At 72.2% G+C, this 21,768-nt stretch carries 19 protein-coding genes and 2 pseudogenes; 15 read left to right on the forward strand and 6 right to left on the reverse strand.

The features are described from left to right. Nucleotides 1-23: 23 nt before the first annotated feature. From GQS52_RS10030 to GQS52_RS10075, 10 genes are all read left to right on the forward strand, one after another. Nucleotides 24-1,052 carry a L,D-transpeptidase family protein gene (locus GQS52_RS10030; protein WP_259370686.1) on the forward strand — a complete coding sequence of 343 codons (1,029 nt, stop codon included), beginning with the start codon at nt 24-26 and terminating at the stop codon, nt 1,050-1,052. Between the two features lie 137 nt (nt 1,053-1,189). After that, entirely contained in the window at nt 1,190-1,501 is a 312-nt protein-coding gene (locus tag GQS52_RS10035) for a hypothetical protein (RefSeq protein WP_182313062.1), read from the forward strand. Continuing rightward, on the forward strand, nt 1,498-2,790 hold the full coding sequence (locus GQS52_RS10040) for a hypothetical protein (RefSeq protein WP_182313063.1): 1,293 nt from the start codon (nt 1,498-1,500) through the stop codon (nt 2,788-2,790). The genes GQS52_RS10035 and GQS52_RS10040 overlap by 4 nt, the downstream gene beginning before the upstream one ends. After that, nucleotides 2,787-3,518: a hypothetical protein gene (locus GQS52_RS10045; protein WP_182313064.1), complete on the forward strand. Its 732-nt coding sequence runs from the start codon at nt 2,787-2,789 to the stop codon at nt 3,516-3,518. The genes GQS52_RS10040 and GQS52_RS10045 overlap by 4 nt, the downstream gene beginning before the upstream one ends. Nucleotides 3,519-3,564: 46 nt before the next feature. Beyond that, nucleotides 3,565-4,173, forward strand: coding sequence for a hypothetical protein (locus GQS52_RS10050; protein ID WP_182313065.1), 609 nt, complete (start codon nt 3,565-3,567; stop codon nt 4,171-4,173). Between the two features lie 267 nt (nt 4,174-4,440). After that, nucleotides 4,441-5,025: a 2-oxo-4-hydroxy-4-carboxy-5-ureidoimidazoline decarboxylase gene (locus tag GQS52_RS10055; protein WP_182313066.1), complete on the forward strand. Its 585-nt coding sequence runs from the start codon at nt 4,441-4,443 to the stop codon at nt 5,023-5,025. 400 nt (nt 5,026-5,425) lie between these two features. After that, nucleotides 5,426-5,806 carry a succinate dehydrogenase, cytochrome b556 subunit gene (gene sdhC, locus GQS52_RS10060; protein WP_182313067.1) on the forward strand — a complete coding sequence of 127 codons (381 nt, stop codon included), beginning with the start codon at nt 5,426-5,428 and terminating at the stop codon, nt 5,804-5,806. A gap of 2 nt (nt 5,807-5,808) precedes the next feature. Further along, nucleotides 5,809-6,282 carry a succinate dehydrogenase hydrophobic membrane anchor subunit gene (locus tag GQS52_RS10065; protein ID WP_182313068.1) on the forward strand — a complete coding sequence of 158 codons (474 nt, stop codon included), beginning with the start codon at nt 5,809-5,811 and terminating at the stop codon, nt 6,280-6,282. Nucleotides 6,283-6,307: 25 nt separating this feature from the next. Beyond that, entirely contained in the window at nt 6,308-8,062 is a 1,755-nt protein-coding gene (gene sdhA / locus GQS52_RS10070) for a succinate dehydrogenase flavoprotein subunit (RefSeq protein ID WP_182313069.1), read from the forward strand. Continuing rightward, complete coding sequence (locus GQS52_RS10075) at nt 8,062-8,835, forward strand: succinate dehydrogenase iron-sulfur subunit (RefSeq protein WP_182313070.1); 774 nt, start codon at nt 8,062-8,064, stop codon at nt 8,833-8,835. Before sdhA ends, GQS52_RS10075 begins: the two co-directional genes overlap by 1 nt. A 130-nt stretch (nt 8,836-8,965) precedes the next feature. On the opposite strand, the gene GQS52_RS10080 is transcribed toward GQS52_RS10075, so the two are convergent. After that, nucleotides 8,966-10,651, reverse strand: coding sequence for a glycoside hydrolase family 18 protein (locus GQS52_RS10080; protein WP_182316348.1), 1,686 nt, complete (start codon nt 10,649-10,651; stop codon nt 8,966-8,968). Nucleotides 10,652-10,985: 334 nt separating this feature from the next. Between GQS52_RS10080 and GQS52_RS10085 the strand changes: the two genes are divergently transcribed. Then, on the forward strand, nt 10,986-11,609 hold the full coding sequence (locus tag GQS52_RS10085; protein ID WP_182313071.1) for a Uma2 family endonuclease: 624 nt from the start codon (nt 10,986-10,988) through the stop codon (nt 11,607-11,609). Nucleotides 11,610-11,681: 72 nt separating this feature from the next. Here the strand turns inward: GQS52_RS10085 and GQS52_RS10090 are convergent, their stop codons facing one another. Both GQS52_RS10090 and GQS52_RS10095 read right to left on the reverse strand, forming a co-directional pair. Continuing rightward, entirely contained in the window at nt 11,682-13,082 is a 1,401-nt protein-coding gene (locus tag GQS52_RS10090) for a metallophosphoesterase (RefSeq protein ID WP_259370687.1), read from the reverse strand. Further along, a complete protein-coding gene (locus tag GQS52_RS10095) occupies nt 13,079-13,330 on the reverse strand; it encodes a hypothetical protein (RefSeq protein ID WP_182316765.1) in 252 nt (83 codons plus the stop codon). Before GQS52_RS10095 ends, GQS52_RS10090 begins: the two co-directional genes overlap by 4 nt. A 239-nt stretch (nt 13,331-13,569) precedes the next feature. On the opposite strand from GQS52_RS10095, the gene GQS52_RS10100 reads away from it, so the two are divergent. Continuing rightward, on the forward strand, nt 13,570-15,039 hold the full coding sequence (locus GQS52_RS10100; protein WP_259371088.1) for a D-alanyl-D-alanine carboxypeptidase: 1,470 nt from the start codon (nt 13,570-13,572) through the stop codon (nt 15,037-15,039). A 109-nt stretch (nt 15,040-15,148) separates the two neighbouring features. Here GQS52_RS10100 and GQS52_RS10105 read toward each other — a convergent pair. From GQS52_RS10105 to trpS, 3 genes and pseudogenes are all read right to left on the reverse strand, one after another. After that, a pseudogene (locus GQS52_RS10105) lies at nt 15,149-15,982 on the reverse strand (YihY/virulence factor BrkB family protein); the annotation flags it as partial. A 111-nt stretch (nt 15,983-16,093) separates the two neighbouring features. Next, on the reverse strand, nt 16,094-16,663 hold the full coding sequence (locus GQS52_RS10110) for a 2'-5' RNA ligase family protein (protein ID WP_182313072.1): 570 nt from the start codon (nt 16,661-16,663) through the stop codon (nt 16,094-16,096). Between the two features lie 205 nt (nt 16,664-16,868). After that, on the reverse strand, nt 16,869-17,882 hold the full coding sequence (gene trpS, locus GQS52_RS10115) for a tryptophan--tRNA ligase (RefSeq protein WP_182313073.1): 1,014 nt from the start codon (nt 17,880-17,882) through the stop codon (nt 16,869-16,871). Nucleotides 17,883-18,256: 374 nt separating this feature from the next. Between trpS and rocD the strand changes: the two are divergent. From rocD to GQS52_RS10130, 3 genes and pseudogenes are all read left to right on the forward strand, one after another. After that, nucleotides 18,257-19,449: pseudogene (gene rocD / locus GQS52_RS10120) on the forward strand (ornithine--oxo-acid transaminase). A gap of 179 nt (nt 19,450-19,628) precedes the next feature. Beyond that, nucleotides 19,629-20,177, forward strand: a complete 549-nt coding sequence (locus tag GQS52_RS10125) for a TetR/AcrR family transcriptional regulator (RefSeq protein WP_220472751.1) — start codon at nt 19,629-19,631, stop codon at nt 20,175-20,177. Next, the gene (locus tag GQS52_RS10130) at nt 20,177-21,745 is read left to right on the forward strand and encodes an MFS transporter (protein ID WP_182313075.1); all 1,569 of its coding nucleotides are present in this window, start codon (nt 20,177-20,179) and stop codon (nt 21,743-21,745) included. The genes GQS52_RS10125 and GQS52_RS10130 overlap by 1 nt, the downstream gene beginning before the upstream one ends. The last annotated feature ends 23 nt before the right edge of the window (nt 21,746-21,768 follow it).

Below are 21,768 nucleotides of genomic sequence, written 5' to 3' on the forward strand. Positions count from 1 at the left end.
TTCCGCACCGCGCCCGGGCGGGCATGCCGCAGGATGTACACGGCACGGAGGAGCACGACGCGGGGGAGCACGTCGCAGGGAAGCACGTCGCCAGGGAGCACGTCGCCGGAGGAGAGACCGACATGTCCGCACCGTCCGCCCGCAGGGCTGCCGCCGCACTGGCCGCCGGGCTGCTGACCGCAGGAGTGCTCACCGGCTGCGAGGCCGGCGGGCGGACGGCGGACGCCGCGGCCTCCCCGCCCGCGGCCGTCACGACCGCGCCCACCACGGCCGCGCCCTCGCCGGAACCGTCCACCGCCTCCGCCACGGCGTCTGCGTCCGCGTCGGCCTCCTCCGCACCGCCGTCCGCGCCGCCGTCGTCCGCGCCGCCGTCCGCGACCCCGTCCTCGGCCGCGCCGACCCCCGACCGGGCCGCCGAGCAGCCGGTCGTCGCCCCGGGCACCAGCGGGGAACGGGTGCGCGAGCTCCAGGCCCGGCTGCAGCAACTGGGCCACTTCACGGTGGGCGTCACCGGCTACTACGGCACGGTCACCCGCTCGTCCGTGGCCGCCTTCCAGCGCTCGCGCGGCCTGCCCGGCGACGGCACGGTGTACTCGGCCACCTGGTCGGCGCTGCGCGCCGCCACCCGGCAGCCCACGCGCCTGGAGACCCATCCGCAGACCACCAACCCGCTCCCGGCGCCCGACCCGCGCTGCACCACCGGCCGGGTGCTGTGCATCTCGAAGTCGGCCCGCACCCTGGCCTGGATGTCCGACGGGCAGGTCCTCATGGCCATGGACGTCCGCTTCGGCTCCCAGTACACGCCGACCCGCGACGGGGCGTTCGAGGTCTACTGGAAGAGCCGCGACCACCACTCGACGCTCTACGACTCCCCCATGCCGTTCGCGCTCTTCTTCAGCGGCGGCCAGGCCGTGCACTACTCCGCCGACTTCGCCGCCAACGGCTACGCCGGCGCCTCCCACGGCTGCGTCAACGTCCGCGACCGGGCGAAGGCCGCCGCCCTCTTCGACCAGGTCCGCACCGGCGACAAGGTCGTCGTCTACGGCCCCTGAGGCACCCCGCCCGGGGCGTTCACGAAATCTCCACCCGCACCGCACCCGAGGGCCGTCACCTTCCGTCCCGCAGCCGTCACACACCACTACACTGACGGGCCATCACGATCTGTCAACAGCCACCAGAAGGACGGGGCATGGGGGGCACCTTCGACGTCGACGTCGTCGAGCTGGGCAACTTCCTGAAGACCTTGAAGGAAGCGGAGAACTCGCTGGACAAGGTGCGCACGGCGCTGCGCACCACCTCCTCCGGTGAAATCGGCACCAAGGACCTGGACAGCGCCTGCGACGAATTCCAGCAGCACTGGAAGTACGGGGCCGAGCAGATATCCGACCAGGCCAAGAAGATCAAAGAGGGCCTCGAGAAGACGAAGCAGAACTACGAAGAGGTCGAGAAGTCCCTGGAGGAATCGTTCAAGAAGGCCTCCGCGCAGGGAGGCGGCAAATGAGCCCGCGCTACGCACACCTCGGGTTCGACCCCGCACCCGGTGACGTGGAAGCCGTCTTCACCCTCCAGAAGAAGCTGACGGACACGACCGGGGCCCTGGGCGAGACCTACAGAATGATCACCTCGCTCCGGTCCAACGTCTCCTGGAAGGGAGACGCCGCCGTGGCTTTCAAGGAGCAGATCGACGGCGCGTTCCCGGACAACCTGCGCAAGGCCTACGACTCCCTCGCGAAGGCAGCCGTTCACCTGGACAGCTGGCGCAAGGACCTGGCGGGCTACCAGGAGCAGGCCAGAGCGCTGGACGGCCGGGCCAAGGCGGCCAAGGACAAGCTCGAGAAAGCGAAGGCCCGGGAGAAAGAGGCTTCCGCCCACCCCGACCTCGACCTGGCCGGCAAGCAGTTCGACACCGACGCCGAGCTGAACTCCGCCCAGACGCGCCTGAACGCCGCGACGAAGTCCCTCAACGACGCACGCACCGCCGTCAACGACGCCCAGGACGACCTGGACGCCGTCCTCAAGAAAGCGCGCGAGCTGGAGGAGACCCACGGCTCCACGGCGCGCAAGACCGCGCGCGACATGCGCGACGCGGCGGAAAAACTGGCCCCCGACGAGCCCGGCTGGTTCGAGACGGCCCTGGACTGGATCGTCGACAACCGCACCGACATCCTCGGCGCGATCGCCGCGATCGCGGGTCTGCTGGCCCTGATCTGCAGCGGTCCCTTCGGCATCGCCATGCTGCTCGTCGCCGCCGTGGCCAGCGCCGCGACCCTGGCGTCCCGCCTGTCCGACCCCAAGGTCCGCGAGTCCCTCAAGGACGGCTTCACCAAGGGCGAGTTCGACGCCGACTTCTGGAGCAATTCGGTCGGCGCAGCAGGGGACATCCTCGGTGCTGTGCCGGGCCTTGGCGCCGTGACGCGAGGCGCCAAAGGGGCTTTCGCCGTCACGGACGCGGCCGCCGACTCTGCGACGCTGGGGCAGAAGATCATCAATTTCGGCCCCGAAACCTGGCAGGGCGCAAAGGATGTCTCCCAGTTGAAAAATCCTCTGACCACGTGGATCGTCAGAGGCGCCGGGGGAGGTCAAAAAATGACCGACACAATCGACATCACCGTTGCGGGGGCCGGCACACTGACAGCCACCTACGGAGTCGCAAAGAATATCTTCGAAGAAATTCAGAACCCCACGGCCGAGAACGTGGGGGTCGGCATGGACGCGACTCGGGCCGTGACGTTCGACGGCGCAGGACACGGATCCACCATGCTGAAGACGTTGCAGGTGCTTTTCAAATGATGAATCCGGAGGAGAAACCGGTGCCCGCCGACCACTCGCTCGCCCTCGACGAATCGGTGATGCAACGCGGAAACCACATATGGTTCGCACTCCCTCCCGGGTTCGTCGAGATCCCTTTCGGCTCCCTTCTCGCCGAGCCCGGGTCCGAAGAAGCGCGGAAGATGATCGAGGCGGTCCGCGAACTGCTGCAACTCGTCCCGCTGGAACAGCATGAGGCTTTCCTCGGCCAGCTGTCCCAGGCCCAGGGGCTGCTGGCGCTGTTGCGCAAGGACGGCACCGTCCACTGCTCTCTGGGAGTCCACGGTGGCGACGAGGGCGGCGTCCTCCAGTCCGTCTTCACCCTCACCTGGCGCGAGACTCCGTGGACACCGCGCAGGATCAGCGCCGTCCGGGCCGCCACGGCGCGCGAGAGCGCCTCCGGGATCGAGATGCTCGACCTGCCCTGCGGTCCGGGGACGATCGCCGAGACGGTGGTGGAGACCCCCGCGTCGGTCGACCCGCTGCAGCGTTCCCTGTACCAGGCCACCGCGTACCTCCCGCACCCCGACGGGCAACGCCTGGCCGTACTGGCCCTCGGCACCACCGCCGTGGAGGCCCGCGAGCACTACCGCGACATGCTCCGAGCCATCGCCCACATGGTCAGTTTCGACAACCCCCTCCCCGAGGAACTGCGTGAGCAGATCCCGGAGTCCGAGGTCGCCGCCTCAGTCAGGGCCGTCTTCGGCTGAACGTCGGACGAAGAACAACAGCACAGGCGGAAGGCGGGAAAGAGCAATGCAGACAACCACCCACAAGACGGCCTACGAAGACCCGGCGACACGGCGGGCCTGGCGGGGACACATGGCCCGCCGCATCCTGCGGCTGGTGCTGTGGCTGGCAGCCTTCCCCGGCTTCCTGTTCGCCACCGTGATGACGCCGGTGTGGACCGTGGCGATCTTCGTTCCGCTCCTTTGCGTGGCTGGTTACCAGTGGCTCGTCTCGATCGCGCACATCGGTTTCTCCCTCCGCATCCGCCGCACCCTGCGGGTCTATCCCTGGCAGCCCTTCCCCGACGCCGTGGAGAAGCTCGGGGTGCCCCTCCTGCGGTTGTCCCTGCCCGACCCGGAAACCCCCGGCGCCATGGTGGCGATCGACAAGCGCGGCACCCTCGCGAGCCCCTGGGGGCTGTGGGAGAAGTCGGCGAAGAAGGGCGCCGTCGGCGAGGTGTGGTTCGCCGGGGACCCGCGCTTCGCCGGCGTCCTCGCACTCCCCGGCCCCAAGCGCCTCACCCTCCTCACCCAGCCCGAGACCTACAACTCGGACCTCCCCGCCCGCGCCGAGGGCATCGGCGCCGAGGCCCGGGCGCGGGCGGAGGCCGCCGGGTTCCGCGTCGGCGGGGCGTGACGGGGCGCGGGGCGCGTTCCCGGCGGGTGACGGGGCGCGGGGCGCGTTCCCGGCGGGTACGGGGGCGCGTTCCCGGCGCATTCGGGGGAAAAGGGAGGCCGGGAGGGCAACCCCCGGGCGGGTACGGGCGTCTTCCTCGGTGAGCGCACCGGCCGGTCCCGCGCTTTTTCCCTCCTGCGGGTGATTGTTCGCGCACCGGTCGGACGGTTCGGTCCCGAGCCATTACGGTTGCGGTCCCCGAGACCGCCCCACCTCCCGAGGAGCCAGATGCCGGCCAGTGACAGCCCGGCTCTCCCTTCGCGGAGCCGTGCGCCGCACGCCGCCTCCCCCCGCACCCCGGAGCCCGCGGACGCCCCCGTACGGCAGACCGTACGGCCGGCCGGTTTGGAGCGGCTGAACGCCGTTCCGGCCGAGGAGGCCGTGGCGGCCCTGCTGCGCTGCTGCGGCAGCCGCCGCTGGGCCGGGCTGCTGGCCGGCCACCGGCCGTACCCGGACCTGGCCGCCCTGCTCGCCGCCTCCGACGAGGCCAGCTACGACCTGACCCCCGAGGACCTGACCGAGGCTCTGGCCCGGGAGGGGACCCTCCAGGCGCCGCCCGCCGGCGCCCGCGGCCCGGGGACCCTCGCGGCGCACACCGCGCTGCGCGCCGCCCACGCCGCCTACGAGAGCCGGTTCGGGCACGCCTTCGTGGTGTGCACCGCCGACTGCCCGCCGGACGAGGTGCTCGACCGGGTCCTGGTGTCCCTGCACGCCCGGCTGGGCAACCCGCCGGAGGAGGAGCGCGCCGTCACCGCGGAGGAGCTGCGGCGCAGTGCCCGCGCCCGCCTGGAGGAGCTGGTGACGCGCCCGTGAGCCCCGGCCGCGGCCGCACCCGTGGCCGCACCCGCGGCCGCGGCTCGCACCGGGGGCCGGGCCGGCCGGCGTCACGGAGCGGGGCCGACCGACTCCGCGGACCGGACCGGTCGGCCCCTGCGGACGAGGCCGCCCGGCCCTGTCCTCCGCGTGGTCCAAGGCCCGCCACGCCCGGCCGGTACATCGCGGAAACACACCTCCGCAAGCCCGGTATCATGGAGTTCGTCCGTTTTCACGTAGGGCCACCGGTGCCTCTTTGATCACATCTGCACAACCCCCGATGTCGCACCCCGACGGCGCGTCGCTACGATGGCGGGGGCCGGTGGACCGTACCCGGCCGGGCCCGTCCGACACCGACATAGCCGGCAGGCCCTAGTCCCGCATCCGGAGGGTGTTTTCCGTGCCGGCTGGAACGCTGTACCGCGGCCGGGAAGGCATGTGGTCCTGGGTGGCTCACCGAGTCACCGGCGTCCTCATCTTCTTCTTCCTGTTCGTGCACGTCCTCGACACCGCGCTCGTCCGCGTCTCGCCCGAGGCCTACGACGACGTTGTCGCAACGTACAAGAACCCCGTTGTCAATCTGCTCGAGTACGGGCTGGTCGCTGCCATCCTGTTCCACGCCCTGAACGGTCTGCGCGTCGTCGCCGTGGACTTCTGGGACAAGGGCGCCAAGTACCAGCGCCAGATGCTGTGGACCGTGATGGCCGTCTGGGTCGTGCTCATGGCCGGGTCGTTCTACCCGATCCTCGAGCACACGCTGCGCACTCTGTTCGGGAGCTGAGAATGTCCGCCGAGAGCAATTCCGTCGACCTGACCTCCTCGAGCTCGCAGTACAGCGTGGAGAACCCCGCCCCGTTCATCGAAGCGGCGCGGGCCCGCACCAAGCGCACCCCGCGCGGCGGCCGCACCAACTTCGAGATGCAGGCCTGGGTGTTCATGCGCCTGTCCGGCATCCTCCTCGTGGTGCTGGTGCTGGGCCACCTGCTGATCCAGCTGGTGCTGGACGGCGGCGTGTCCAAGATCGGCTTCGCCTTCGTGGCCGGCCGCTGGGCCTCGCCGTTCTGGCAGGTCTGGGACCTGCTGATGCTGTGGCTGGCGATGCTGCACGGCGCCAACGGCCTGCGCACCGTCATCAACGACTACGCCGAGCGGGACAACACCCGGTTCTGGCTGAAGATGGTGCTGTACGCCGCCACGGTGTTCACCGTCCTCCTCGGCACGCTGGTGATCTTCACCTTCGACCCGAACATCCAGTAGAGCCCGGGGCACAGGAAACGCGACTATGCAGATCCACAAGTACGACACCGTCATCGTCGGCGCCGGCGGCGCCGGCATGCGCGCGGCCATCGAGGCCACCAAGCGCAGCCGGACCGCCGTCCTGACCAAGCTCTACCCGACCCGCTCCCACACCGGCGCCGCGCAGGGCGGCATGGCCGCCGCGCTGGCGAACGTGGAGGAGGACAACTGGGAGTGGCACACCTTCGACACGGTCAAGGGCGGTGACTACCTGGTCGACCAGGACGCCGCCGAGATCCTGGCGAAGGAGGCCATCGACGCGGTCCTCGACCTCGAGAAGATGGGCCTTCCGTTCAACCGGACGCCCGAGGGCAACATCGACCAGCGCCGGTTCGGCGGCCACACCCGCAGCCACGGCGAGGCCGCCGTGCGCCGCGCCTGCTACGCCGCCGACCGCACCGGTCACATGATCCTCCAGACGCTGTACCAGAACTGCGTCAAGGAGGGCGTGGAGTTCTTCAACGAGTTCTACGTCCTGGACCTGCTCCTCAACGAGGTCGACGGGGTCAAGAAGACCGCCGGCGTGGTGGCCTACGAGCTGGCCACCGGCGAGATCCACGTCTTCCAGGCGAAGGCCGTCATCTTCGCCTCCGGCGGCACCGGCAAGTTCTTCAAGGTGACCTCCAACGCGCACACCCTCACCGGTGACGGCCAGGCCGTCGCGTACCGGCGCGGGCTGCCGCTGGAGGACATGGAGTTCTTCCAGTTCCACCCGACGGGCATCTGGCGCATGGGCATCCTCCTCACCGAGGGTGCGCGCGGCGAGGGCGGCATCCTCCGCAACAAGGACGGCGAGCGCTTCATGGAGAAGTACGCGCCCGTCATGAAGGACCTGGCCTCCCGCGACGTCGTCTCCCGCGCGATCTACACCGAGATCCGCGAGGGCCGCGGCTGCGGTCCCGAGGGCGACCACGTCTTCCTGGACCTCACCCACCTGCCGCCGGAGCAGCTGGACGCCAAGCTCCCGGACATCACCGAGTTCGCGCGGACCTACCTCGGCATCGAGCCCTACACGGACCCGATCCCGATCCAGCCGACCGCGCACTACGCCATGGGCGGCATCCCGACCAACGTGATGGGCGAGGTCCTCCTCGACAACACCACGGTCGTCCCCGGCCTGTACGCGGCCGGCGAGGTCGCCTGCGTGTCCGTGCACGGCGCCAACCGGCTGGGCACCAACTCGCTGCTGGACATCAACGTCTTCGGCCGGCGCTCCGGCATCGCCGCCGCCGAGTACGCGTCGGCCAACGACTACGTCGAGCTGCCGGAGGACCCGGCCTCGGTCGTCGAGGAGATGGTCGAGAGCCTGCGCAACAGCACCGGCACCGAGCGGGTCACCGAGATCCGCAAGGCCCTGCAGGAGACGATGGACGCCAACGCCATGGTCTTCCGCACCGAGGCGACCCTGAAGCAGGCGGTGTCCGACATCGCCGAGCTGAAGGAGCGCTACAAGAACGTGTCGGTGCAGGACAAGGGCAAGCGCTTCAACACCGACCTGCTGGAGGCCGTCGAGCTGGGCAACCTGCTCGACCTGGCCGAGGTCCTCGCGGTGTCCGCCCTGGCCCGCAAGGAGTCCCGCGGCGGCCACTACCGCGAGGACTACCCGACCCGCGACGACGTCAACTTCATGCGCCACACCATGGCCTACCGCGAGGTCGCAGCCGACGGCACCGTCAACATCCGCCTGGACTACAAGCCGGTCGTCCAGACCCGCTACCAGCCGATGGAGCGTAAGTACTGATGAGCACCCCCACGCTCGAGAAGAGCTCCGGAGCGCCGGAGGCGGCGCAGAGCAGCGACGACCACCTGATCACCCTCACCATGCGGGTCCGCCGGTTCAACCCGGAGGTCTCGGACGAGGTCACCTGGGTGGACTACGAGCTGCGGATGGACCCGAAGGAGCGCGTCCTGGACGCCCTCCACAAGATCAAGTGGGAGATCGACGGGACGCTCACGTTCCGCCGTTCCTGCGCCCACGGCATCTGCGGCTCCGACGCCATGCGCATCAACGGCCGCAACCGCCTCGCCTGCAAGACGCTCCTGAAGGACATCAACCCCGAGAAGCCGATCACGGTGGAGCCCATCAAGGGCCTGACCGTGCTCAAGGACCTCGTGGTCGACATGGAGCCGTTCTTCCAGGCGTACCGCGACGTCATGCCGTTCCTCATCACCAAGGGGAACGAGCCGACCCGCGAGCGCAAGCAGTCCGCCGAGGACCGCGAGCGCTTCGACGACACCACCAAGTGCATCCTGTGCGCGGCGTGCACCACGTCGTGCCCGGTGTTCTGGAACGACGGGCAGTACTTCGGCCCGGCGGCGATCGTCAACGCGCACCGTTTCATCTTCGACTCGCGCGACGAGGCCGGGGAGCAGCGGCTGGAGATCCTCAACGACAGGGAAGGCGTGTGGCGCTGCCGCACCACCTTCAACTGCACCGACGCCTGCCCGCGCGGCATCGAGGTCACCAAGGCGATCCAGGAGGTGAAGCGCGCGCTGCTCACGCGCCGCTTCTGACGCCTCCCGGCGCCCGGGGAGAGGCCCCCTCCCCGGATGCTGCGGAGTGATTCGGGGCCGCGCACGACGTCGGCCTTCGAGACCCGGTTGCGGTCTCGGAGGCCGACGTCGTCGTACGGGGCGGGTGCGGTTACGGCAGGGCGTGCACGTGCGGGCCGACCGCGTTCGACCAGGCGTTGCCCGCCGCGGCGTCCCAGTTGGTGGACCAGGTCATCGCGCCCCGCAGGGACGGGTAGGTCCGGGACGGCTTGAAGGTGCCGCAGCCGGTGCCCCGGGTCAGGCAGTCCAGGGCGTTGTTCACCACGGACGGGGAGACGTAGCCGCTGCCCGCGCCCCGGGTCGAGGCCGGCAGGCCCAGGCCCACCTGGGACGGGTCGAGCCCGCCCTCGAGCTGGATGCAGGCGAGCGCGGTGAGGAAGTCCACCGAGCCCTGGCTGTAGACCTTGCCGTCGCAGCCCAGCATGGAGCCGCTGTTGTAGTACTGCATGTTGACGACCGTGAGGATGTCCTTCACGTTCAGCGCGGTGCGGAAGTAGGAGTTGGACGTCGACTGCATGTCGATGGTCTGCGGGGCCATCGTCAGGATCATCGACGGGCCCGCCTTCGCCGACAGCGAGCGCAGCGCCTGCGTCATGTACGTGGCGTTGAGGCCGTTCTCCAGGTCGATGTCGACGCCGTCGAAGCCGTACTCCCGCATCAGCGCGTACACCGAGTCGGCGAAGTTCGTCGCGGAGGCGGAGTCGTTCACCGAGACGGTGCCCTTCTCGCCGCCGACCGAGATGATGACCTTCTTCCCGGCCGCCTGCTTGGCCCGGACGTCCGACTTGAACTGGTCCACGGTGTAGCCGTTCAGGCCCGCGGAGTCCAGGTTGAAGGTGACGGCGCCGGGAGTGGCGGTGGCGTCGGCGAAGGCGACCGCGATGATGTCGTAGTGGGAGGGGACGTCCGAGATCTTCTGGACGGTCGCGCCGTTGTTGAAGTTCTGCCAGTAGCCGGTGACCGCGTGCTCGGGCAGGTCGCCGCCCCCGCCGCCGCTGTCGTTCGTCCGCGCCGACACGGCCGTCGACCTGGGCGACTCGCCCGCCGCGTTGGTCGCCGCGACCTGGAAGGAGTACGACGTCGACGCCGCGAGCCCGGTCACGGTCGCCGAGGTGCCGGTCACGGCCGTCACCTTCGTGCCGTCGCGGTAGACGGTGTAGCCCGTCGCCCCCGACACCGGGTTCCACGCCAGTGACACCGACGAGGACGTCGTGCCGGAGACGCCGAGCCCGCCCGGGGCGCCCGGGACCGTGGGCTCCGGGTCACCGCCGCCGCCCCCGTCGGGGCCGAACACCGACAGGTCGTCCACGTGGTACGCCGCCTGGCCGTACCAGCCGTGGGTGTAGACCGTCACCGAGGTGGTGGAGGAGCCGGTGGTGAAGCTCGTCGACAGCTGCTTCCAGCTTCCGGAGTCCGGGGTCCAGGTGGACACGTCCGTCGTACCGGTGCCGGTCACGCCCAGGTAGGCGTACCCGCCCTGCACCCAGCCGCTCAGCCTGTAGGTCGCATTGGGCCGCACCGCGACCGTCTGGGTGCAGCGGGCGTCGTCCTGCCCGGACGGGGTGGCCTTGAGGGCGGCCGCGCCGCCGTGCACCGGGGAGGAGACGGTGCTGCCGCTGCCCGCCGAGCAGGTCCAGTTGCTCAGGCCCGCCTCGAAGCCTGCGTTCTTGACGTTGTTGACGTCCGCCGCGGACGCCTGGCCCGCGCCGACGAGGGGCAGGGCGAGGGCGAGGGCGGAGACGAGGGCTCCGGCCCAGACGCGTCTGCGGCCGGACATGCGTGGTGCGCGGTCCACTGGGGCCTCCGGTGGGGAGTCGGGGAGGAGGGAGCGACGATGGCCACCGTCGGAGGACAAGGTGGTCCAGACCAATGGCCCTGTCAATAGGTCCAGACCAGAAATGCCGCCGTCCGGCGGGGAGTTGGCCCACCGCCCGAGGGGAGGCGCGGGGCCAGGCCCGGGCCGCCCTTCACTTGTTCACTCGTTCGGACGGTGTGTTGATCAGTGGATCGTTTCTCCGCCCGGACGGCCTCCGCCTGGCCGCTACCGTCGCCGGTGTCGCTTGTGCCGGGCCGCAGCGCGTGGCCACACTGAGAGGAGGAGGTGTGCTTCCATGACCGCTCTCGCGCACGAGGCTCCCTGCGGCGAACCGCAGCAGGAGGACCCGGGTCTCGACGAGGTCCTGTGGCAGGCGTGGAAGGCCCTTGATCTTCCGGAGGGCTACCGGGCCGAGATCATCGAAGGGTCCATCGAAGTGTCGCCCACCGGACGCCGCCGTCACACGGTGCTCACCACCCGGCTCCGCCGGGCCCTCGACGCCCACCTGTCGGGAAGCGGGTACAGCGTCTACCAGGACGGGAACCTCGTCCACGGACGGAAGGTCTGCATCCCGGACCTGTTCGTCGGGCCGGAGGACCTGGACGAGATCCCGGACGAGGAGGACCTCGGCGTCGACGCGACGCGGGTGCCGCTGGTGGCCGAGATCGTCTCCCCGGGACGGGACGCCCGCGCCCGGGACCAGGTGCGCAAGCGGCGCTGGTACGCCACCGCAGGCGTCCCGGTGTACCTGATCGTCGACGACTTCGCCGGGGACGGCACGGTGACCGTGCTCAGCTCCCCCGACCCCGCCAAGGGCGTCTACGCGGCCGAGACGCACGCCCCCTACGGCACCGACGTGGTCGTGCCGGACGGTCCCGCCAAGGGCTTCGCCGTGACGGCCGCGATCACCGCGCAGTGACGGCCGCACGGCAGATGCCGACGGCCCCGGTGCGCAGTCGCGCCGGGGCCGTCGGAATCGGGGAAGCGCTGGTCAGGCGCGCAGGGAGGCCAGTTCGACGACGGTGATGTCGGAGGGGGCTCCGACGCGGACCGGCGGGCCCCAGGCGCCCGCGCCGCGGGAGACGTACAGCTGGGTGTCGCCGTAGCGCTCCAGGCCGGCCACGGTGGGGTTGGCCAGGCCCGCGATCAGGTTCCCGGGCCACAGCTGGCCGCCGTGGGTGTGGCCGGACAGCTGCAGGTCCACGCCGTGCTTGACGGCCTCGTGGATCATCACCGGCTGGTGGGCCAGCAGGACCGAGGCGCGGGAGGTGTCCCGGTCGCCGAGGGCGGCCCCGTAGTCGGGGGCGTCCGCGGTGCCCTCGGCACTGACGTCGTTGACGCCGGCGAGGTCGAAGCCGGGCATCTCCACCCGGGCGTTCTCCAGCGGGTGGACGCCCAGCTCCCGGACGAAGTCCACCCACTCTCCCGCGTCGCCGAAGTACTCGTGGTTTCCGGTGACGAAGTACGAGCCGTGCCTGGCGCGCAGCTGCGCGAGCGGCTCGGCGTCCCGGCCGAGGTTCTGGACGCTGCCGTCGACGAGGTCGCCGACGATCGCCACCAGGTCGGGCTGCGTCCCGTTGACCGCGTCGACGATCCGCTGCGTGTGGGCCCGGCCGAGCAGCGGGCTGATGTGGATGTCGCTGACGACGGCTATCCGGAAGCCCGCGTCGCGCGGGGCGAGCTTGGCCAGGGGCACGGTGATCCGCTTGACCGTGGGCCCGCGGAAGACCGTCCGGGTGCCGTGGCCGACGGTGGCCACCGCGACGGCCCCGGCGGCCACCGCGACCGTGCGGGAGACGAACAGCCGCCGGGACACCTCGGCGGTCTGCGGCGCGGTCTGCGGCGCGGCCTGCGGCGCGGCTCCCGCCCCGCCGTCCGGGAGTGCGGCGCCGTCCGGGGCGGCACCGTCCCGGGCGGGCGTGCCGTTCCGGGAAGGCGCGCCCTCCGGGGCCGCGGTTCCGGCCGGGGCGGGGTCGTCCGCCGACGCCCCCACCGGGACCGGCACCCGGGCCGCGGGAGCGGTCTCCGCTCCCGCGCCCTCCGCGTTCCCGCTCCCGGCGGCCCGCTGCGCGCGGCGGCGCAGCACCCGCAGCAGCAGGGGCCGGACAACCTCCCCGACCAGCAGGCCCAGGACGAGGTAGAGCAGCACCGGCAGCCACATGTAGCCGGGCCAGGACAGTGCGCGCTCCAGCTCGATCGGCACGCCGCGCCGGGCGGACAGGGCCGAGAAGGACACCAGCGGCAGCACCACGCACAGCACGGTGCCGACGCGCCGGGGCCATCCGCCCCGGGCCGTGGTGTCCCGCACGGTGCGGCGCCACACGTAGTAGTGGGAGCCGCCGAGCAGGCCCAGGGCGACGAGGAGGAAGGCTGCGCCGATGACGATGTTCACGACTGGTCGGTTCCCGAGGTCCGGAGCGCCCGCAGCCCGCGGACGCCGATGATCCCGATGGCCGTGCCCAGCAGGAAGGACGTGACGGCCAGCAGCAGGTGGACCCAGAAGTACGCCGTGGGTTCGCCGTCGTCGAAGGCGAGCCCGCTCGCGTCGTTCCAGAGGTTCTTGACGAAGGTGGTCCAGATGATCCAGCTCCACACGCCGAAGGCGACGAGGAACCAGGACACCGGGCGGCTGAGCTTCATGGTTCCAGTATGGTGCGTGGCCGCGGCCCCGACGGACACCGGGGGCGGAAGGTTGCGCTCCGCGGCCGTGGCACTCCTCACGGGCCCTCGTACCGGGGGTGGTATGCCGTTTAATCCGATCGGCAGGGTAATTTCTCTGAGTGGCCATCACCCCTCCCGCTCCGCAACGGCTTCCCTCGGCGCGCCCTGCCCGCTTCGCCGCCCGTGCCGCCGCATCCGCGCTCGCGGCCGGCGCCCTGCTGCTGGGCGCCGCCGTTCCGGCTCACGCCGATGACGACGACAAGGACAAGGCCCCCCGGCCGCCGGCCACCATGTCGACCGTGGGCGGCAAGCTGCTGGGCCGGCCCGGCACCCAGGTGCTGCCGCGGGCCGGGGCCCCGAAGCTGCCCGTGGCCGAGGAGCTGACGGCCCGTTCGTGGATCGTCGCGGACGCCGAGTCCGGTGAAGTGCTGGCGTCCCACAACGCGCACTGGCCGCTCCCGCCCGCCAGCACGCTCAAGATGCTGTTCGCGGACACCCTGCTGCCGAAGTTCGACAAGGACGCCGAGTACGAGGTCACCCGGGAGGACCTGGAGGGCGTCGGCGAGGGCAGCAGCCTGGTGGGGGTCAAGGAGGACCTCACCTACACGGTCCACGACCTGTGGCTGGGCGTCTTCCTGCGCTCCGGCAACGACGCCGTCCACGTGCTGTCCGAGATGAACGGCGGCGTGGACAAGACCGTGCGGGAGATGCAGGAGCGCGCCGACGACCTCCAGGCCGGCGACACCCACGTGGTCAGCCCCGACGGCTACGACGCGGAGGAACAGGTCTCCTCCGCGTACGACCTGTCGCTCTTCGCCCGCCAGGGCCTGCAGAACGCCGACTTCCGGGAGTACTGCTCCACGGTCCGCGCCCAGTTCCCCGGTGAGTGGAAGAAGGACAAGAAGGGCAAGCCCACCGACAAGCGGGAGACCTTCGAGATCCAGAACACCAACCGGCTGCTCACCGGAGCCCACGGGGGCGCGCCGTACCAGGGCCTGGCGGGCGTGAAGAACGGCTACACGAGCAAGGCCGGCAACACCTTCACCGGCGTCGCCCAGCGCGGTGAGCGCACCCTGCTCGTCACGGTGATGCACCCCGAGAAGGGCGGCGCCAACCAGGTCTACACCGAGGCCGCGGCACTGCTGGACTGGGGCTTCGACGCCTACGGCAAGGTCGACCCGGTGGGCGTCCTGGCCACGCCGAAGAGCGCGCAGGGCACCGGGCCCGGCGCGGGCGACGACGGCAAGAACGCGGGCGGCGGCTCCCCCGCCGGGGTGGACGCCGCCGGGGCGGGCGTGACCGTTCCCCCGGGGAAGACCGGGGTGTGGACGGCCGTCGGCATCACGGGCGGCTCGCTGGTCGTCATCGGAGCGGTCGGGTACGTGGTGCGCCGCCGGTGGCCCCTTCCCGCCCCGGTGGGCGGCCCCGTTCCGCAGCGGGCGCCCCGCCCGGCACCGTCACCGTCCCCCTCGGACCGGGCGGAGCCGGAGGAGCTCACGTACCTGAAGGGCCTGAAGGCCGAGGAGCCGGAGCAGACGGCCGGGAAGCCGGAGCCGGCGGATGAGGAGCCGGGACAGGCGGCCGGGAAGCTGGAGCCGGCGGCCGAGGAGCCGGTGGGCGAGGAGCAGACGGCCGAGGAGCAGACGGCCGAGGAGCCGGAGCGGACGAAGGGGAAGAAGGAGGGCTGACCTCCTTCGGGTCCCCGCCCGCGCCCGTCCCGGTCTCGGCCGTGGCCTCAGCCGTGGCCGCGGCCGTGGCGGTTTCCCCGCCCTCCGCCGCGGCGGTTTCCTCCGCCGTGGCGGTCCAGGCCGCGCAGTACAGCAGGAGCCTCGCCATGAGGTTGATCCACAGCAGCAGGGCGACCGGCACGCCGAAGGCGCCGTACATGCTCTTCGCGGCGACCCCGCCGATGTAGCCGCCGATCAGCAGCTTCAGCAGTTCGAAGCCGACCGCGCCGACGAGCGCCGCGCCGACGACCGAGCGGCGGCCGGGGGCGACCCGGGGCAGCAGGGTGAGGGTGTAGACGAGCAGCAGGAAGTCGACGGCGACGGCGGTGCAGAAGCCGGCGGTGGTGAGCAGGACGCCGCCGGGCCCCCCGTCGGGGAGGCCCGCGCGCTCGGCGGTCCGGCCGACGGCGGTGGTGGCGAGGGCGGAGGCCAGGGCGGAGAGCGCGCCGACGCCGCCGAGGCCGACGAGCACGCCCGCGTCGGCCAGTCTGCGGACCACCGGGTTGCCCGGGTCCTCCTCCAGCCCCCAGACGGCCCGGAGGCACTCGCGCAGCGTCCCCACCCAGCCCACGCCGGTGAACAGCAGGGCCGCACCGGCGACCAGGCCCACCGTTCCGGCGTTGTCGACGAGCGAGCCGATGTCGAGCCGGTCGGAGATCCCGGGCACCTGGTCGGCCAGCAGGCGCTGCAGTTCGCGCAGTTGGCCGTCGCTGAGCAGGGCCGCACCGACGGCCGCACCGATGGTGACCAGGGGGAAGAGGGAGACGAAGCTGACGAGGGTGACGGCCGCGGCGAGCCGCGCCCAGTGCACCTCCTCCAGGCGCAGCCAGGCCCGCCAGAGACGGGTGCGCATCAGCCGGGCCGCGGCGGGGCCGAGCAGCGGGAGCCTGGTCAACCAGTCCATGGCCGGGCCCTACCCCGCCCGGCCTGCGGCACGCGCCCGCGGGGCGCGCGGCGGCCACCGCGCGCCGTCCGGGTCCGTCCGCCGGGTGTCCCGTCCGCCCGCCGGGGTGCTTCAGCCGCCCGCCGGGGCGGAGCTGCCGGGAGGGCCGGGGCGGGCGGGCACCGCGGCGGCGAACGGGTACTCGCGCTCCAGCCGCCAGACACCGTCCGCGCCCTGCTCGTAGAGGGCGAACCCGCCCACCGTCCAGGACGCGGTGAAGTCAGCCAGCTCCTTCTGGGCCAGGTCCATGCGGTCCTCGGGGATGCCGTGCGCGACGGTGACGTGCGGGTGGTAGGGGAACTGCAGCTCGCGGCGGAGCGGGCCGGACCGCACCTCGGCCTGGAGCTCGGTGCACTCCTCGGCCCCGCTGACGAGGCGGACGTAGACCACCGGGGAGAGCGGACGGAAGGTGTCGGTGCCCTCCAGCCGCATCAGGAACGGGCTGCCGGCCGCGGCGACCCGCGCCAGGTGCTCCTCGAACGACGGCAGGTCCGCCGAGTCGACCTCGGTGGGCGGCAGCAGGGTCACGTGCGTGGCGATGGCGTACGCCTGCGGGTCGCCGAAGTCCGCACGCCGCTCCTGGAGCATGCTGCCGTGGGGCTCCGGGACCGCGATCGACACACCGATCGTGCAGGTCCCCACTGCGTTCCCCTTTCCTGTGCGGCGGGCCGGGCCCGTTGTGCGTTCGGTGACCGGTGGCGCGGCACCCGGTCGTGCGGTGCCCCGCCGGACGGTGCCCTGCCGGACGGTGCCCTGCCGGACGGCACCCGGTCGTGCGGTGCCCGGTCGTGCGGTGCTCCGCGGCGGCGCGGCGGCGGGCCGACGGCGGCCCGCCGCGCGTCCCGCCCTAGTGCTTGGCGGGGAGGAAGCCCACCCGGTCGTAGACGGTGGCCAGGGTCTCCGCGGCGACGGCGCGGGCCTTCTCGGCGCCCTTGGCCAAGAGGGAGTCCAACGTCTCCGGGTCGCCGAGGTATTCCTGGGTGCGGTCCCGGAAGGGAGTCACCCACTCGACGAAGACCTCGGCCAGGTCGGTCTTCAGGGCGCCGTAGCCCTTGCCCTCGTACCGGGCCTCCAGCTCCGCGATCCCGGTGCCGGTGAGGGTGGAGTAGACGGTCAGCAGGTTGCTGACGCCCGGCTTGCCCTCCGGGTCGTAGCGGATCACGGTGTCGGTGTCGGTCACCGCGCTCTTGAACTTCTTCGCCGACGCCTTCGGCTCGTCGAGGAGGTTGACGAGGCCCTTGGGCGAGGCCGCCGACTTGCTCATCTTGACCGTCGGGTCCTGCAGGTCGTAGATCTTCGCCGTCTCCTTGACGATGTGGGCGCCGGGGACGGTGAAGGTCGGGGCGTACCGGGCGTTGAAACGCTCGGCGAGGTCGCGGGTCAGTTCGACGTGCTGGCGCTGGTCCTCGCCGACGGGGACGGCGTCCGCCTGGTACAGCAGGATGTCGGCGACCTGGAGGACCGGGTAGGTGAAGAGGCCGACGGTGGCGCGGTCCGCGCCGTGCCTGGCCGACTTGTCCTTGAACTGGGTCATCCGGCTCGCCTCGCCGAAGCCGGTGAGGCAGTTCATCACCCAGCCGAGCTGGGCGTGCTCGGGCACGTGGCTCTGCACGAAGAGGGTGCAGCGGTCCGGGTCCAGTCCGGCGGCCAGCAGCTGGGCGGCGGCGAGGCGGGAGTTGGCCCGCAGCTCGGCCGGGTCCTGCGGCACCGTGATGGCGTGCAGGTCGGCGAGCATGTAGAACGCGTCGTGCGTCTCCTGGAGGGCCACCCACTGGCGGACCGCGCCGAGGTAGTTGCCGAGGTGGAACGAACCTGCGGTGGGCTGGATACCGGAGAGCACACGGGGACGATCGAAGGCCATGCCCCTCATTGTCTCAGGTTCACAGGACTGTTCGCCCGCCCCCTCCGGGAGTCGGGCGCCGCGGTCCGGGGCGCGACGGCGCGTGCCGGCACGCCGGGGAGCGGGCCGGCGCGGGGGCGGCGCCGGCCGGCGCGCGGCGGCCCGGCGCCGTTGTTCCGCGGGTCCCTGAAGGTTTTCCCGCCATTCCGCCCGTGCCACAGTAAGGATGGAATCCTCCGGCAGCTTCAGACGTAAATCCTATGATCAGGAGTACTTACGTGACCTCTGCGACGACTCCCCCGGTCCCCTCCGTCCCCTCCCCCGCGGGCACCCCCGACGCCGCCGGCACCCCCGACACCGCGGGCACTCCCGGCTCCGCGGACACCACGGCCGGGCTGATCGCCGCGGCCGACGCCCGCAGCGCGCACAACTACCACCCGCTGCCGGTCGTGATCGCCTCCGCCGAGGGCGCGTGGATGACCGACGTCGAGGGCCGCCGCTACCTCGACCTGCTCGCCGGGTACTCGGCCCTGAACTTCGGCCACGGCAACCGCCGCCTGATCGAGGCCGCCAAGGCGCAGCTGGACAGGGTCACCCTCACCTCCCGCGCCTTCCACCACGACCGCTTCGCCGCGTTCTGCACCGAGCTGGCCGACCTGTGCGGCATGGACCGGGTGCTGCCGATGAACACCGGCGCCGAGGCGGTCGAGACGGCCGTCAAGACCGTCCGCAAGTGGGGCTACCGGGTCAAGGGGGTGCCGGACGGCCGGGCCAGGATCGTGGTGGCGGCCGGCAACTTCCACGGCCGGACCACCACCGTGGTCAGCTTCTCCACCGACCCCGAGGCCCGGGCGGACTACGGCCCCTACACCCCCGGCTTCGACGTCGTCCCCTACGGCGACCTGGCCGCCCTGGAGGCCGCGGTCGGCGACGACACGGTCGCGGTGCTGCTCGAGCCGATCCAGGGCGAGGCCGGGGTGCTGGTCCCCCGCCCGGTTACCTGGCCGGGGTGCGGCGGATCACCGCCGAGCGCGGCGTGCTGTTCGTCGCGGACGAGATCCAGTCCGGGCTGGGCCGCACCGGCCGTACCTTCGCCTGCGAGCACGAGGGCGTCGTCCCCGACATGTACGTGCTGGGCAAGGCCCTCGGCGGCGGAGTGGTCCCGGTCTCCGCGGTCGTCTCCTCCGACGAGGTGCTGGGCGTGCACCGGCCCGGGGAGCACGGCTCGACCTTCGGCGGCAACCCGCTGGCCTGCGCGGTGGCCCTGGAGGTCATCGCCATGCTGCGCACCGGCGAGTACCAGCGGCGGGCCGCCGAGCTGGGCGAGCACCTGCACGCGGAGCTGGCCGCCCTGACCGGCGAGGGCGGGCCGGTGACCGCGGTGCGCGGGCGCGGCCTGTGGGCGGGCCTGGACGTGGCCGAGCGCTTCGGCACCGGCCGGGCCGTCTCCGAGGCCCTGATGGAGCGCGGGGTCCTGGTCAAGGACACCCACGGGCAGACGATCCGGATCGCCCCTCCGCTGGTGGTCTCCGAGGAGGACCTGGACTGGGGTCTGGACCGCCTGCGGGAGGTCCTGGGAGTGCGCTGAGACCCCTGCGGGACGGCGGGCGGCGGGGCCCCACCGGGCCCGCCGCCCGCCGTCCCGCAGCCCCTGCCCGCCGGGCCCGGAATCCTCCTGCCCGCCGGGCCCGGGGCCACAGGGCGAGGGTGAGCAACACCGCACCCTCATGTGAGACATGCATGTCTCACATGAATTATGCTCGTCTCATGGCTGTCGACCGTGACCACGTGCTGCGCACCGCCGCGACCCTGCTGACCCGTAGAGCCACCGCGACCATGGACGAGGTGGCCCGCGCCGCGGGGATCAGCCGGGCGACGCTGCACCGCCACTTCGCCGGGCGCGACGCCCTCGTCCACGCCCTGGAGGCCCTCGGCATCGCCGAGTGCGAGGCCGCCCTGGAGACGGCGCGCACCGACGAGGGCCCGGCCTCCGACGCGGTGCGCCGGCTGGTCGGCGCGATCGAGCCGTCCGCCGGTCTGCTGGCCTTCCTCTACACCGAGAACCAGCTCTTCGAGGGCGAGGAGCAGAACGAGGGCTGGGCCCGCATCGACGCCCGGCTCGTCGCCCTGTTCCGGCGCGGCCAGGAGAGCGGCGAGTTCCGCATCGACCTCAGCCCGGCCTGGCTCACCGAGGCGCTCTACGGCCTGCTGGCGTCCGGCGCCTGGGCGGTGAACGAGGGCCGCGTGGCCCGCAACGACTTCGTCCACATGATCGTGGAACTGCTGCTCGGCGGCGCCGCCAGGAGGGGAGAGTGATGACCGGCACCCCGAAGACGGCCGGCACCTCGGGAGCGGCCGGCACCGCGGGAGCGACCGGCACCGCGGGAGCGGCGGGGCGGCGCGGACGCTGGGCGGCACTCGCCGTCCTCGTCCTGGCCGTGCTGCTGGTGGCCGTCGACGCGACCGTCCTCGGTCTCGCGACGCCCTTCATCAGCGAGGACCTGAAGCCGTCGGGCACCCAGCTGCTGTGGATCGGCGACGTCTACTCGTTCGTGATCGCCGGTCTGCTCGTCTCCATGGGCAGCCTCGGCGACCGCATCGGCCGCAAGCGCATCCTGCTCCTGGGGGCGACGGCCTTCGGCGCGGTGTCCGTGCTCAACGCGTACGCGGCCACCCCCGAACTGATGATCCTGGCCCGCGCGCTGCTCGGCGTCGCCGGGGCCACCCTGATGCCCGCCACGCTGGCCCTGATACGCAACCTCTTCCCCGACCCCCGCGAACGGAGCCTCGCCGTCGGCATCTGGGGGGCCGCCGCCTCCGGCGGGGCGGCGCTCGGCCCGATTCTGGGCGGCTTCCTGCTGGAGCACTTCTGGTGGGGTTCGGTCTTCCTGATCAACCTGCCCGTGATGGCCGTCCTGGTGCTCGTCGGCGCCAGGCTGCTGCCGGAGTCCCGCAACCCCGATCCCGGGCCGTGGGACCTGCCCAGCGTCGCCCTGTCGCTGGCCGGCACGGTCGGCGTCGTGTACGCGATCAAGGAGACCGCGGCGCACGGCTTCGCCGCGGGCGCCCTCGCGGCGGGCCTTTCGGGCGGTGCGGCCCTGTACGGCTTCGTCCGGCGCCAGCAGGCCCTGCCGAAGCCGCTCCTCGACATGCGGCTGTTCAGCAACCGGGGCTTCAGCAGCGCGGTCCTCGCCGACCTGCTGGCCGTCCTGGGCCTGTCCGGGCTGATGTTCTCCCTCTCGCAGTACCTGCAACTGGTGCAGGGCAGGGGGCCGCTCGAGGCCGGGGTCACCGAACTGCCCGCCGCCGTCGGCGCGGTGGTGGCCGGGCTGGCCGCCGGGCGCGCGGCGCGGCGCTTCTCCGTCCGTGTCGTCGTCTCCGGCGGGCTCGCCGCCGTCGGGCTGGCCCTCGCCGCGCTCACCACCGTCGACCGGTCCACCGGTTATCCGCTGCTGGGCGCCGTCCTGCTCGTCGTCGGCCTGGGCGCCGGGTTCGCGTTCACGGTGACCGCCGACGTGATCCTCTCCAGCGTCCCCAAGGAGCAGGCGGGCTCGGCCTCCGCGGTCTCCGAGACGGCGTACGAGCTCGGCGCCGCCCTGGGCATCGCGCTGCTCGGCTCCGTCGTGACCGGCGTCTACCGGGGCTTCACCGCCCCGGCCGGCACGCCGGACGCGGCGCACGAGTCGCTGGGCGGGGCCGTGGAGGTCGCCGCGCACCTGCCCGCCGACACCGCCTCGGCGCTGCTGGACGCCGCCCGCCACTCCTTCGTCGACGGGCTGGCGCTCGCCGCCGGCGCCGGCGCGGCGGTGCTGCTCGCCGCCTCCGCCGCGGTCTGGTTCCTGCTGCGCGGGCAGAAGCTGGACGACCGGGCGGCGGAACACTGAGGGGAGGCGGCGGGCCCGGGCCC

Origin of the sequence: Streptomyces sp. SCUT-3 (assembly GCF_014083985.1) — a bacterium.
In the GTDB taxonomy this organism is placed as follows: Bacteria; Actinomycetota; Actinomycetes; order Streptomycetales; family Streptomycetaceae; genus Streptomyces_H; species Streptomyces_H thermolineatus.